The organism is Nostoc favosum CHAB5714 (assembly GCF_020829495.1).
In the GTDB taxonomy this organism is placed as follows: Bacteria; Cyanobacteriota; Cyanobacteriia; order Cyanobacteriales; family Nostocaceae; genus Nostoc; species Nostoc favosum.
Genome location: NZ_JAIVFQ010000039.1, coordinates 13,443 through 27,219 on the forward strand (window position 1 = coordinate 13,443; position 13,777 = coordinate 27,219).

General features: G+C 38.9%; 12 protein-coding genes. 3 read left to right on the plus strand and 9 right to left on the minus strand.

Features of this window, described 5'->3' with window-relative positions:
• The first annotated feature begins 104 nt into the window (after window positions 1-104).
• Together LC586_RS22310 and LC586_RS22315 are read left to right on the plus strand one after the other, a co-directional pair.
• Window positions 105-1,979 carry a protein kinase domain-containing protein gene (locus tag LC586_RS22310; protein WP_229486868.1) on the plus strand — a complete coding sequence of 625 codons (1,875 nt, stop codon included), beginning with the start codon at window positions 105-107 and terminating at the stop codon, window positions 1,977-1,979.
• 93 nt (window positions 1,980-2,072) lie between these two features.
• Window positions 2,073-3,083 (plus strand): hypothetical protein, encoded by a 1,011-nt coding sequence (locus tag LC586_RS22315; protein WP_229486869.1) that lies wholly within the window; start codon window positions 2,073-2,075, stop codon window positions 3,081-3,083.
• Between the two features lie 13 nt (window positions 3,084-3,096).
• On the opposite strand, the gene LC586_RS22320 is transcribed toward LC586_RS22315, so the two are convergent.
• The 8 genes from LC586_RS22320 to LC586_RS22355 form a co-directional block, all read right to left on the minus strand.
• On the minus strand, window positions 3,097-5,235 hold the full coding sequence (locus tag LC586_RS22320) for a CHAT domain-containing protein (RefSeq protein WP_229486870.1): 2,139 nt from the start codon (window positions 5,233-5,235) through the stop codon (window positions 3,097-3,099).
• The gene (locus LC586_RS22325; RefSeq protein ID WP_229486871.1) at window positions 5,192-7,570 is read right to left on the minus strand and encodes a two-partner secretion domain-containing protein; all 2,379 of its coding nucleotides are present in this window, start codon (window positions 7,568-7,570) and stop codon (window positions 5,192-5,194) included. The genes LC586_RS22320 and LC586_RS22325 overlap by 44 nt, the downstream gene beginning before the upstream one ends.
• A 45-nt stretch (window positions 7,571-7,615) precedes the next feature.
• Complete coding sequence (locus tag LC586_RS22330; RefSeq protein WP_229486872.1) at window positions 7,616-8,260, minus strand: PAP/fibrillin family protein; 645 nt, start codon at window positions 8,258-8,260, stop codon at window positions 7,616-7,618.
• Between the two features lie 301 nt (window positions 8,261-8,561).
• Window positions 8,562-9,023, minus strand: a complete 462-nt coding sequence (locus LC586_RS22335) for a hypothetical protein (protein WP_229486873.1) — start codon at window positions 9,021-9,023, stop codon at window positions 8,562-8,564.
• 51 nt (window positions 9,024-9,074) lie between these two features.
• Window positions 9,075-9,227 carry a hypothetical protein gene (locus LC586_RS22340; protein WP_229486874.1) on the minus strand — a complete coding sequence of 51 codons (153 nt, stop codon included), beginning with the start codon at window positions 9,225-9,227 and terminating at the stop codon, window positions 9,075-9,077.
• Window positions 9,228-9,516: 289 nt separating this feature from the next.
• Window positions 9,517-9,810, minus strand: coding sequence for a hypothetical protein (locus LC586_RS22345; RefSeq protein ID WP_229486875.1), 294 nt, complete (start codon window positions 9,808-9,810; stop codon window positions 9,517-9,519).
• Window positions 9,811-9,981: 171 nt separating this feature from the next.
• Window positions 9,982-10,308 carry a hypothetical protein gene (locus LC586_RS22350; RefSeq protein WP_306423278.1) on the minus strand — a complete coding sequence of 109 codons (327 nt, stop codon included), beginning with the start codon at window positions 10,306-10,308 and terminating at the stop codon, window positions 9,982-9,984.
• A 127-nt stretch (window positions 10,309-10,435) separates the two neighbouring features.
• Window positions 10,436-11,938: an aromatic ring-hydroxylating dioxygenase subunit alpha gene (locus tag LC586_RS22355; protein ID WP_229486876.1), complete on the minus strand. Its 1,503-nt coding sequence runs from the start codon at window positions 11,936-11,938 to the stop codon at window positions 10,436-10,438.
• Between the two features lie 266 nt (window positions 11,939-12,204).
• Between LC586_RS22355 and dinB the strand changes: the two genes are divergently transcribed.
• Entirely contained in the window at window positions 12,205-13,353 is a 1,149-nt protein-coding gene (gene dinB, locus LC586_RS22360; RefSeq protein ID WP_229486877.1) for a DNA polymerase IV, read from the plus strand.
• Here dinB and LC586_RS22365 read toward each other — a convergent pair.
• Window positions 13,324-13,527, minus strand: a complete 204-nt coding sequence (locus LC586_RS22365) for a ribbon-helix-helix domain-containing protein (protein WP_229486878.1) — start codon at window positions 13,525-13,527, stop codon at window positions 13,324-13,326. The genes dinB and LC586_RS22365 overlap by 30 nt on opposite strands.
• Window positions 13,528-13,777 lie beyond the last annotated feature (250 nt).

Genomic DNA, 13,777 nt, shown 5'->3' on the forward strand with positions numbered 1-13,777 from the left:
GATTTAGTTATTGAATTGTCCACAATTTCATACAAAGCTAAGGTTAAACAATTGATACTCATCTAGTAATAAGTAAGCAATACTTATGTATAAGTTTTCTTAATATGTCGTCTTACTGTATTAATCCCCTTTGTGACCATCGTCAAAATCCTGATGACACAGAACACTGCCTCTCTTGTGGCACTTTGCTGCTAATTAACGACCGCATCCGTCTAGTCAAACCACTGAGGCCGCTTACCGATGATCCGTTTAATTATTTTGAAGTTTTTGAAGTAGATGATGCTGGTACTCGTTGGAACCCTGTGCGTAAGCAACGAGTCATCAAAGTTCTGAAATGGAAATCGCCTAAATTAGTTAAATTAATTGAGCAGGAATCTCTTACTCTGCAACTAATTCAGCATCCAAATATTCCTGAAAGTACTTTAGATGATTTTTTTACTTTTGTTCCTAAAAATAGTCCCTTAACGCTCCGTTGCTTAGTTATGGATAAATTTGAGGGACAAAACTTGGAGCAATGGATAGAATTTAATGGGAAAATTTCACAATCTCTAGCATTAGAATGGCTTAAGCAGCTAGTTGAAATTCTTGATACAGTACACCGATCTAATTTTTTTCATCGAGATATCAAACCTTCTAATATAGTTCTCCAACCAAGTGGTCAACTGGCATTAGTTGATTTTGGTACTGCACGGCGAGTGACTGACACCTACTTGGCAAAAGTTAGTGGAAGCGGGGGGACTAGTGCAGGTAGGGAAGGAATATATGAAATTACCTCCGTCATCACGCCTTGTTACACTCCAATAGAGCAAATCAATGGTCGAGCAGTACCTCAATCGGATTTCTTTTCCTTGGGTTGTACTTTTGTAAATCTAGTTACTGCAACTCCTCTAAGTAACCTACCTACAGAGGAAAAAACAGGAAACCTGATTTGGAGAAAAGATGCACCGCAGATTGACAAACCTTTTGCTGATTTCATTGATGAGTTGATGGCTCCCTTGCCGGGGCAGCGGCCGCAAACGACTGAAGTAATTTTGCAGCGGTTAGAAAACCTGCCTAAGCAAATTAAAAATTATAGATTAGCTAATTCTAATATTTTTAAATATAGCAAATATACATTGATGGTTTTGGGATTTGTTGGGGGTGTCTTTTTATCTATACCTCTAGCAGCTAACTATCTAGTAGCTCAAGGACAAAAGTTAGAAGCAGCAAATAATTCTCAGAGCGCACAAGAGTATTTTGACTCAGCTATAAAAATCAATCCTCAAGTGAAAAATTCTATTTCCAAGTTTTATTTTGATAAAGCATCTCGTAGCACTCAAAAACTGCGCTCTGCGAAAAAATATTATGAATTATCGATAAAATATAATAATCAAGATGTAGACACTTACAATAATTTAGCATTTGTTTGCCAGTTATTAAATGAATTTGAATGTGTAACGACTAATTATGAGAAAGCTTTGAAGTTGAAGCCTGATAGTTGGTCAGGACATTATGGATTAGGAACGTTTTATGATGACCAAGGAAAAAAAGATTTAGCAGAGCAGCAGTATCAGTTGGCCATAAAAAGTAATAGCCAAGCAATTCCAGTTATTAATAATCTGTCAAGATTGAAAAATCTAAAAGGTGACTATAATGCGGCGATTGCTCTAGCACTACAAGGGTTACAAAAAACTAAAGAACCAAAATTACAAGCTGCATTGTATAAAAATTTAGGTTGGGCAAAGTTAGAGCAGAAGAAGTTGAGTCAAGCAAAGGAATATTTAGAAAAAGCCGGAGAATTAGATCCTCAAAGAGCAGACACTTACTGTTTGCTGGCACAAGTTCAAGAAGCTTTGGGTGATAACGATAATTCCTGGCTTAATTGGGAAGCCTGCTTGATACTTGAGTCGAAAGTGCCAGAAGTCTTTCGTTGGCGGGGGGATGTATTACAAAGAATTAGGCTTAAGCCTGATTCTCCACAGATCGGGACAAACCCATAACAGGCTTTGACGCTATCAACTAAATTTTATGCTTTATTTATTCTCTACTTAGATTAAACTACAAAAAAGTAACTAGCTTTTTAAGAAGTTGTAATGCTTACCGTATCTAGTCCAATTAAAAAAGTCTTTGCAGTCCGACTTACAACGCTGGTATCAATACCAACACTAATACTTTTGTTGGCTAGCAGTGCATGGGGACAGCAACGAATATTACTTCATAATTTATGTGATGAACCAAGTGGTCGAGTTTATAGCATGGGCGATCGGTTCCTAAAAACAGGAAGATATCTGTGTTTGGGAGAGCGGATCAATCCTCAAAACGGAAGCGCGGTCAAAGTTCTCTGTTTCTTAAATCGAAAAATTTTGTATTTGAAGCAGAGCACTGTTTTTAATACACAAATATGTGCGCCACCACCTAACGAAGCTGTACAGTGTTCAGTATTAAATATAGTTCCTTGTCCACATGACTATAAGGGGCCAGATGATGAAAAAAATGCACCGATTGTAACTAGTCCTTACGGCAGTTCAATTATAGATAATAGACCAGAAATTTCTTGGCGCTCAGTGCCAGGCGCTGATAGCTATACAGTAGTAGTACTCGGCAACGGTGTTAGCTGGGAAGCAGATGTAGTAAATGCTACTCATCTATCATATCCGAAAGAGCAAAAAGAATTACAGTATGGCAACACGTATACAATCACTGTAATTAGTAACTATAGCGGCCAACCCCTGAATTATAGTCCCTTAGTAGTCCATCTTTTACCTCTTGATGATGTTCAGCAGATAAGAGATGAAGTCAAGCAAATTAAAGACTTGGGATTGTCGCCTGATGAAGCCGCTTTCCGAGATTTGGATGCTATATATATGTCAAAGCTTCTTTTAGATGAATCAATTAAGACATTAATTGCACGAGTCGTGGCAGGTAGTCAAAATCCAACTTTATACAGAGTATTAGGCGATCGCTATTTAGGAGGGTTATTACCAAACGAAGCGGAGCAGACTTACACCATAGCAGCTCAATTAGCTTTGAGCAGTAGTAATACATCTGAATTATCAAAGGTACAATCAGGGTTGAAATTGGTGAACTGGTTGAAAAATCGTTAACTTGATCATGAAATTATAGCCAGCCGCCAATAAGTAAGAATGCTGCCCAGTGTGAAGGGTGTTGATATTGAGGGTTTGATATCAGTTGCAATTGTGCAAGACGTAGTGCCTCGACTTTAGTCAAGCCATCTTTCAATCCTTGATAAAATTCTTTCATTAGTAAAGCGGTGGAATCAGCATCTACTTGCCAGAGAGTAGCTATCGTACTTCTGGCACCAGCTTGTACTGCCACTCCAGCCATTCCTAGAGCTGATCTCTTATTACCTTTGGCAGTTTGGCAAGCACTCAAAACTAATAACTCAATTCCTTCTTGGGTAGACTGAGTTTTTTCTTTGAGTAAATCATTAAATTCGGAAACAGTAATTGGTTTATCCCAAGCAAAAATCATTGTTCGGTCAGGAATAGAACTAAATTGAGCGTGAGTAGTTAGGTGAATTATTGAAAAATCATCTGTACTCAATTCTTTATCTAGCATTGGGCTAACAAAATCTTCGTTTAACAATACTTTTGAAGAAGTAATTCCTTTTTTTACATTTGCTATTTCTACTTCCACCCCTGGCAATACTTTGAGTCCTTTGGGAGCATTTGGAGCGTAAAAACTAGGGCTGATCTCGCTGAGTCCAGCAATGAAAGCTTTTAACTGTTTCTCTTTTAAAAGTTTAGGTGGTTGCATTCGAGAACCCAGAGTACCTGTAATGCCGTAGCGCTCGATCAGATAATTTTTTCCATCATGAAACAAGCCCATCGGTAAACTTTGCAAAGATGCATCTAAAGTAAATACTAGTGTTCCTGATGTTGGTAAATATTTGATAGGTGCAATCAATAGATTATAAAGTGCTTGTGAATGGTCAAGAATCACATCTGCACCAACATAAGCAAGATTCTTGTCTTGTAAAGTGTCTACAAGATTATTAATATGCCCTCTAATTAGCTGAGATTCAATAGAGTGGTGATGAAGAGGCTGTTTAGGAGATTGAGAGATTACTTCTACACTATCAACTAAGTCGATTATATGAATAATTGTTGGGCTAGTATCTAAGTTTTGAATTTCATTGAAAGCTACCAGATTAAGCTTGCGACATTGAAGATAATTTTCTAGTTCTGCTATTTGTAGCCTTTCATTAGTCTGAATTATTTCTGACAAATTGGGGTTAGAATCTGTTAGGAGCAATCGCATATAGTCACGATACAACGGCTCGACTTTTTCATGGAATGAGAACTGTAAATCTGTATTAGTTGACAAAAGATTGTTGCGAACTAAAGTGACATTTTCAATTGCTGCACTATATGCTTGTAGAGCTTCTTTATATTTTCCCTGCTCCTTGTACAAAATTCCTAATTCCTGCTGCCATTGATAGGCAAGATCCCATGCGTGAACTGATTGAGCCAATCCCAAAGCTTCTTCAAAATATGGTTGTGATTGCTCTAGTTTTAACTTTCCTAAAGTGCCAAAACTCTCTGACTGTAATCTCTGACTATTAGTACTTTTAGCCATTTTTAAAGCAGATTCAGCATACTCAATAGCTTGGGAACGGAACTGTTTGTCTGGAATTTTATTCAGACTCTTAGCAAAGTTCAGTTTTGCATAAACATAATAGCTGGCTGGTAATTGAGAAAATGCCGAATGATTTTTTAAAAGTAAATCTACAGCAGGCTGTATCTGTTGATTAATTCTAGTCCGAAGGGTGGCTAATTTTGTATTACCTAATTTGGACTCTACTGCTAACCACTTCTCAAAGTCTAGCATTAAGCTCAAGTGATGTAATTGAGCTTGCAATTGTACTTCCTTTGGAGTATTTAAGCTGTTAATCAATTGTTGATAAATATTAAGTGAGTCAAGTGCCTGTTTTTGAATCAAATTAACAAATTCTTTTTGAAAAACAGGTTCTTCTATTTCTAAATATTGATTTCGTGCTTGCTTGTAAATATCCTGGCTAGTACTACCTAATGAAAGCAGAATCCCGCTAGTCTCAATAGAGGGTATCGACTTAGCAGCAGATAATATTTCTGATAAGACTTTTTTTGATTCATCAAGCTTGCCCAACCGACGCAAGGCTTCTCCCAAGTTGTGCAATCCGAGCAAGTTTACGGGTGAAAGAGTTTGCTTATTAATGGTGTCCCTGACAAACCGATGCAATCTCAGGAGTTGCACGAATCGTTTCTGGTTCTGCTTTAGCCTGCACAGGATTAGTAAATAAGGTGTTGATCTGAATCGTACCATTCAATCCAAACCGTGAACTAGCTGTAATTTTGCTATCAGGAGAAAGGAATATTCCTTTGGTGTTGATTCTGATATTACCGCCTTGCCCTTCAAAAGCATTCGCTGTGATGCTGCTATTTTTGATTGCAACTAGGATATCTGTGTTGATGATGATGTTGCCGCCGTCACCATTAGTACCTTGTTGTCCAGCAGTCGCAGAAATACTGGCATTGTTTAGTTGAACATATTTTGAGTTAACAGCAATATTTCCACCTTGACCAACAGCAGTAGTAGCGGTAAGACCTCCGTTATTTGAAATGTTGATTGTATCAGCGTTAATATTAATTATTCCAGCATTGCCATCACCATCATTCTTGACACTAATTAATGCACCATCTCCAATATTTAACTTGTTAGTATTAATCGTTACACTTCCCGAATCTCCTCTCAATTCTGAAGGCAGCAGATATAGCTCTTGAAAAGTTTTATTGGAATTAATAACAGATGAATTTATGAGACTGGGATTTAGAGCGCCTGGAACTCTACCTATTACATCGATAGAATCAGAAGCATTAATGACAAGGCTATCAGCTTTCCCAGTTGAGCGAGTAGAAGTATTAATTATTCCGCCACCACTAACTATTAACTTTTTTGTATTAACTGTTAATTTACCACTATTACCACGGCTATAAGTTGCAGTAACTAAAGAGCTTGGAGTAAAAACATTTGGTACTACTCCAACAATTTCTACAGAGTTATTAGAATTTACAGTTACATCCCCTCCAGAGCCACTTCCCAGAGCTAAAGAACCAATAATACCCCCATTTTTGGCACTTAAAATTCCTGTTGAAAGGATTAGATTACCCGCATTACCAGAGCCAGAAGCTCTAGTAAGAAGAGTACTAGAAAGCTGTGAAGCTCCCGATAAGTAACCAATTACTTGAATAGATTCAGGAGTATTAACTGTTAAGTTACCACCTTTGCCAGTCCCAAAAGTTGAAGTGAGGATTTCTCCACCACCTTCTACAGATAAATTTTTCGTAACCAGAGTAAGATTGCCACTATTTCCAGAGCCAAAGGTTGAAGTAATGATATTACTAGGTAGTTGAAGAATGGAAGAGGAACCGTCAGCAACTTGAGTAAATTCGGAAGCATTCACGAAGACATCGCCCCCCCTACCTACACCATAAGTTTTAGCAGCTATTGCTGCTCCATCCTGAAGAATTAGATTTTTAGTTGAAATTTCGATTTTTCCTCCATCTCCTACTAAAGTTTCATTAACCAAGCTAGTAGGGATTGTTCCATTCCGAGAAGTTCCTATTATTCTCAATTCTTCAGAGGCATTTACAATAATGTCACCTGATAATTTCTTCCCTTGGTTTTGAATTAAAAATATTGAGCCACTTCCTAGCTCCACATCAGCAGCTTGTGCTTGAATGAAACCACTACCAAAGCCACTAACATCTGCTATTGACTGTTGAGATAGTTGAATATTTTTGAAGCTAACGGCATCTTCATAACTGAAATTCCAACCATTAGAAGCTGGATTAATGTGTACTATTCCTTTATCAACACTACCTAACTCAATTCGCCCTTCACTTGCCTCAAGCTTTCCTCCATCTAAAGTTACGTTACCGCCCACTAAAGCTAAAGTCTTCTCTGGCTTTACACGCAAGCCATTTGAGCTAATGGTTCTAATAAATGGTGAGAATGGATTATTAAGAGTCAGATTATGTCCTGTACCTTGAGCTTGAATTACGCCTGGATTACCATCAAATCCTAAGCCAATAGGTACGCTTACTGTTAATAAGGGTTGATTTTGTGGAGCTTTTGCGCTGAATTGGCTGCCATCAGCAAAGTTAATCCTGTTAGCAGTGCTAGCTAAGAACGAGCCACCGATATTTAAAGCGGCATTGGGGCCAAAAATAATCCCGTTAGGATTAATTAGAAACAGGTTAGCGCTGCCGTTAGCTTTCAGTAAACCATCAATGTTAGAGATAGATAAACCAGTTACTCGACTAATAATGTTTTGAACATTTGAGGCATTATTAAAGTAAGCGGTGCTACCTGTGGATAGAGAAAATTGCTCGAAGCTGTGAAATAAGTTGTTTCCTGCTTGCGTTCCTCCAGTAATATTGCTGATATTGCCTTGTGGCGTAACTATAGAATTGACAGGTAATCTATTATCTGGAACAACCTGTGCTATCGCCGATGAGGAGAATAACACATAAAATAGGGAAGCTAAATGCTGACAAAAAACAAGAGAAATATTTGATTTTTTTTTCATCTGAGCTTTTAATTAACTCCAGTGAGCAAAACTTCTCTTTTGTAACTAAGTTGACGGCGTTACATCACGACGAAATACAAATAAATTATTTGTTGCACCTCGTCCTACCCTAATTTCTTGATCTAAGTAGGAGGTTATCCATAAAGCTTCTTTCTGTAGGAATTCTAATACTGGTATTTTTAACTCAGGAAAACTCCAATTAGACAACGCAAAGGGTTTTGTCCCTTGCATGGAAAATGAGTCAAAGGAGACTGTGGTAGTTTTCTCATCTGTGCCCCACCTCCAATGTCCATTAGCTTGTAACTGCCACTCACCTAAAATGGGTAATTCAAGCTGGGCGCTGTTAGAGGCTAAGATGTTTCTGGTATTGCTGCTACTAGCCAATGTTTGCCACACTCGTTTAATTTTAATTACACCCCAAAAATCTGGAATTGATGCGATCTGGCGTGTGACAATTGTCCCTTGAGATGCATACACTAATTGCCAGTTACCAAATAGAGAAGGGAGATAGTTAGGCTGGAGTACTTGTGGAATCGGATTTATGCTTTCCAACTGTCGCACCAGTTTATCAATAGAATTATCAGGAATTGGAAATAGGCTTTGCTGTAATCCTAAATTATCTATGCATTGCAGAAGCTCAGATTTCAAGGCAAGTCTCGTTGCGTCATCCTCTACCATATCTTGATTCATTTGAATGCGGTTGTATACATTGCTGAGAATACCAAACGCTAGTAATCAATGATGTTTATATCTCCTACAAGTCAGTTTGGTTATTTATTTTTATGAGTTATATAGTCCACGTTCCATGCTGAACCCCAATAATATGCTGTAAAAACCTCCCAATTTGAGAATTGGCATCTGTTATGGCTGAATTTATTATGCGGTATTTATCAAGAACTTTAGTAATTATACCTGTATTGTAGAATTATAATAGTGGCAAATAAAAATGTTAAGTATTTATAAGAAGTAGTGTAGAGGTTAAAGTCCTGATTCAACAGTGGGGTTTCTCTGTTGAAACTCTTGACAGTTGAATTGCATAATTTCTTATGTGTTTATTCGCTGAAGTATCATAGTTTTCGTAATAACGATATATATCTATAGACGCATATAGACAAAGCAGTTGTACTACATTATTAATTACAGCAAAAACTCTCGGTGTCATTTCGGATTGACGAAGTATTAACCACTGTGAAAAAGTGAGCATCACACCAAAGATGACGGCAGCGATTGCACAAAGAATAACATTACCTGGAAAAGTGAACGGATCTACTGTAAATCTAATGATTAGCGTGATAGTAATCGGGGCAGAGAGCAAAAAGCTCAGGAGTAAGCTAGCGCTAATCGCAAGAAACCAGTAACGACCGAGATAACCCAGGCGAAATTCTAACAACGACTCTTGTACTCCAAACAAAGTCATCCAAAATGCAACACCCGCTGTCAAATAATCAAGCATTAGCCGTTGTTTTACCCGTGTGTTGAAGAGGGTATTTTCTAGAATAAGCCCCTAGCTATCTAATTGGTATTTCAGGGCTTGAGACTCAAGCACAGTAAGAAGTTCCGTATGTTGATTGACCAAAGCTTGTTCTGAGTTGGCACATTTTTTCCCCTTGCCTGCCACAAACACTGCCCCCTCTAGAGTTTGAATTGTTTTACGCATGTGCCAAGATGGAAGGCTAACTAATGTGGTGTCGCAATGTATACACGAATTTAACTCACATTTCACAATTATTCGTTTGGCATCCGGGAAATGTCTTTGTGGGCGGTGGCGAGGTAACTTTACTATCACGGAGGAATGGCTGCTGCTATATGTTTTTTCAGCTTACCTGCAAACAACACCAATTAGATAGCTAGGGGAATAAGCCCAAATCAACTGTAGTGTTGGATTGATTTTCGTCAAAGTATTCTTTCAACGATGATCTCCAAATAGACCTGTTTGACTCCTAGTATCACCCACAAAAATCATCCACTCGGATATCCCGCCAGACATCAGAAACTTGCCAGCCAGAGTTGCCCACAGATTGTACTGGAGGATTATCAAGGAATGGAATATAGTCAGGAACTCTAGGCTCTGAAATTGCTACTGGTTTCTCCTCAACCTCAACCACAGGGGCAGTAGAATTGTCAGTATTAGCTTGAAGAAGTTGGTCTTCAGCCTCCTCGATTAGCTTCATCTGTCTCAGGGTAAGCTTGTCGGATTTTTTGATGATCTTCTTGGTATATGTATCATTAGAAGTTTTCATTGGCTGTTCCCTCGAAGGCATTGGCTTAAAATTTGTCTGAGTAAATTTGGGAGAAGTTAGGTATTAATAATTGCACGGAATAAACACTCTACTGCAAAACTATGGAAAATACGAGTCCCTAATTGTAAGAATTTATTGATTGGACATAAATCTCTTTTTCGGACAGATGCCTTAAGCGATCACAGCTGCATTTTTTAAGCGACCATAAATCAGTTCATCTTGAAGTTGTTGCTGGTAGGTATCTGCTGCTTTTGACCATATATGAATATAACCAACTTTCTTGCCATCTTGCTCAATTAGCTTAATACTGGCTGTCTGAGCTTGCAAGAACATCGTGCTAGGATAAAAATTTTTTGGTACGACAGCAATTTCTTGCTGGCTGCTCGGTTCAGGCGATCGCTGTATCAACATTTTGACGGTTTGGCCTGCTTTTCCAGCAAAAGAGCGTATTGGATGATATGAATAACCATCAACACTTAAAATACAGCCAATGTTCATACTAGCTAAAATAAATCTTAGAGTAGGCAATAAAAATTAATAAACATCAAAAATGTTTGAGAAAGAAGTTAATGTCCAGCTAACTGAGCCTTCTGAATAAATTTTCTTAGGACTCACCTTGAGTAGATTAATCATTGTGTGCGTGTTCAAACTCGTAAACGTAAAATAGGCGACTAAATTTATTAAGCAAGTATCCTAAAAGTACAAATAATGTTGTACCCCCAAGCGCCCACCAGAATCCTGCATGAGGAAAAACCGTTAAAAGTGATGCGGGCATTTGGTTGCTCCCGGCTAATGTAGCTTTTAACGCTATGGCTCTAGCATCCAGGATAACAGCAACACATAAGCACAATATAGATAACCCGTAAGCTAACACCCGTAGACGTTTAATATTTTTCAAAGCATCTTTGCAAACTTTGCAATGTTGGGTATGAGTTGTCCAGACATCAAAAAGCTTTTGTTTGTCCAATTCCAGGGAGGGAAGATTGGTATTACACCCTGAAGCCCAAGGAATACTACCTCCAGCTTTTTTCTCCAACCATTGGCGAAATGTAATTACCATTTTATCTTGAGGATTGGGTGTATAAACTGCGTTCACCCATTGGCCCTTTTGGCGTTTAGCTAGAATCTTCTGTTGATAATGAAGAAATACTAAGTCTTGGTGTAAGAACAAGGATGACAAAACATGTCCTAGCCAAGTTGGCATTGGTAGCCCAAAGACTCCTAATCCTTTAGGAGTCTTACCCATCTCGTTCTTAACTAAGACCTGACAGCCAATATGACGACACCACCCTGGGCGTGTAGGGGTAGCATACAATGCCAAGATCAGCTTACCACCATCTTTGGAAGTAGAAACAATCCTCATCTGACAAGGTGGTTGGAAGTCGTGAATCGCTTGTGAAATTGTGGGGGCAGTCGGTGTAATTTCAAAAGAAAATCCTTCTTGAGTAGACATTTGCTTGATGCAAAGCATATCGTAGTAATTAGCATCTTTATAGCGATTGCCAACTAGACCGTGGTGGGAAACAGGGACATGGGCTGGGTCAGCTACATTTTCCATGAAAAAATCCCATCCATAGGGTAGGTCACGTATATTCCAAAATAGATGAACTACTCTGTTGGAATTTTCTTCAAGTTCTGGAATAATTCGTGGTGTCCTCAATTGACTTTCAAGCTGTGCCTCAGAACCAGACTCAGCCCAAACCCACAATAAACCCTGCCGTTCCTGTGTTGGATAACTAATTGCAGATGACTTTGAATTTGAGCAGTGCTTAGAGGATGTCTGCTGATCTTTCGACTGGGGAATGCTCACACAGTTTCCCTGCGAATCAAAACGCCAAGCGTGATAAGCACATAAAAGTGTGCCATCAGACTCAACACGCCCTTCTGAAAGAGGAGCTAGTCGATGGGGGCAACAATCTTCAAATATTGACCATTTACTTAAACTATCTCGCCACAAGACTAAATCTTTTCCTAATAACTGTATTGCATGTGGGCGAGATGGATCTAGAAAATCCACAACTGCTACAGGATACCACTGCTTTGTCCATTGAAATACTTCTTCTTTGTGTTGATCCAATGGAACGCTTGCGTTATCCATATCCCCTTGAAAATCTATTTTACTGGTCATGTGTGTTCTTTTATGTTTTTGAACTAATAAAGTTAGAGCTGTTTAATATTTAATATAGTTGCAATTCCAGGTACGCTCTTTTCTACTTAAAAAACTTTCTTCGCTTGCTTGATGACATAAAAACTATGTATCCCCTCAAACACCCCTTCAGGAGACAGTTGCTCAAAACGACAGCAGGTAATTTTATCTCTTATCTAGTACTGTTATACTATAAAACTGATGTTGTATTTACTTCCTTGAAAGTGGTGTGAAAAGCGAGACTGTTTGTGGTGGAGCTACCCTTGGGACAAGAATCTGTCGCCAGAACTAAGAAAATAGTTCACGTAGATATGGATGCCTTTTACGCATCGGTAGAGCAGAGGGATAACCCTAGCTACCGAGGCAAACCGTTAGTTGTCGGTGGCAGCCCGAATCAGCGAGGCGTAGTTGCAGCCGCCAGTTATGAAGCTCGTAAGTTTGGTATTCACTCTGCGATGCCGTCAGTAACAGCGTTCGTCTTTGACGTTGCCGCAGGCATCGCAAAATGCCCTGGGCTTATCTTTGTCAGACCAAGATTCGACGTTTACCGAGAGATTTCCGCAGCAATCCACGCCATATTCAAACACTACAGTGATTTCGTGGAAGGGGTTGCGCTAGATGAAGCATATTTGGATGTTACTGAGAATAAGCAAAACATCCCTTACGCTTCTACTATCGCAAGACACATTAAAACTGCGATTTTCCAGGAAACTCAATTGACGGCAACCGCAGGCGTGTCGATTAACAAGTTTCTTGCAAAAATGGCATCAGGCCAGAATAAACCCAATGGATTAACAGTGATTTTACCGGAGGATGCGATCGCCTTTGTAGAGCAACTGCCAATTGAAAAATTTCACGGCATTGGAGAGGTGACGGCAGCGAAGATGCACTCACTCGGCATTCATACTGGCGCAGATTTGAAAATGCGATCGCTGACTGAGTTAACACACCATTTTGGGAAAGCTGGTCATTATTACTACAAGATTGCCAGAGCAGAAGATGATCGCCCAGTTGAAGCAAATCGAGTTCGCAAATCGATTGGTGCAGAAACCTCATTTGCTAGAGACTTAACTGACCATAATGAGATGTTGCAAGAACTTGAACAGATTGCCCAAATTGTCGAGCAACGGTTAGAGCAACATGAAACACGAGGACGCACATTAACCCTGAAAATCAAGTTTTCTGACTATCATCAGATAACCCGCAGTAAAACAATGCTTGCTTCCATCAGTGAACTCTCTACGATTTTTGAGATAGCTAAAGCGCTGTTTGAGTCGATTGATCTGGAAAATCGCAGTATTAGGTTGCTGGGCATTTCCTTGTCAAATTTGGATAACGCCAAACAAACCCAAGTAATTCAACTGCCACTATTTCAGAATGGGAACATCATATTTTAGGATAGGTGTAGTCTGTTCAGACGCTGACAACTCGGTTGTGGAGAGAGAGCGAATCAACTCCCGAATCACATCAGTTGCAGGTCTACCTGTACTTGCACAATATTTTTCAAGTTTTTCGCTTTCAGCAGATGCAAGATTTATTGTGATTCGTTTGACAGCCCATTTTTTGTTCATAACTTGCTCTATTGCTCAAATTTAATGAATTATCTAGACTTTAAATGCCAGGTGCAATACTTAACAAATATATAGATGTTAACCACAGCATACTTGCCGTAAAACTATTTTTAGCACATCTTCTACGGGGTATTTACTTGTAGCCCAAAACTTCACTGATAAATCATTTATATGAACTTTAGAACATTTGAAACGAGCTTGTATTTTTGGTAAATATTGTTAAGCAAAGCGCAATTGAAGTGAGCCTTGC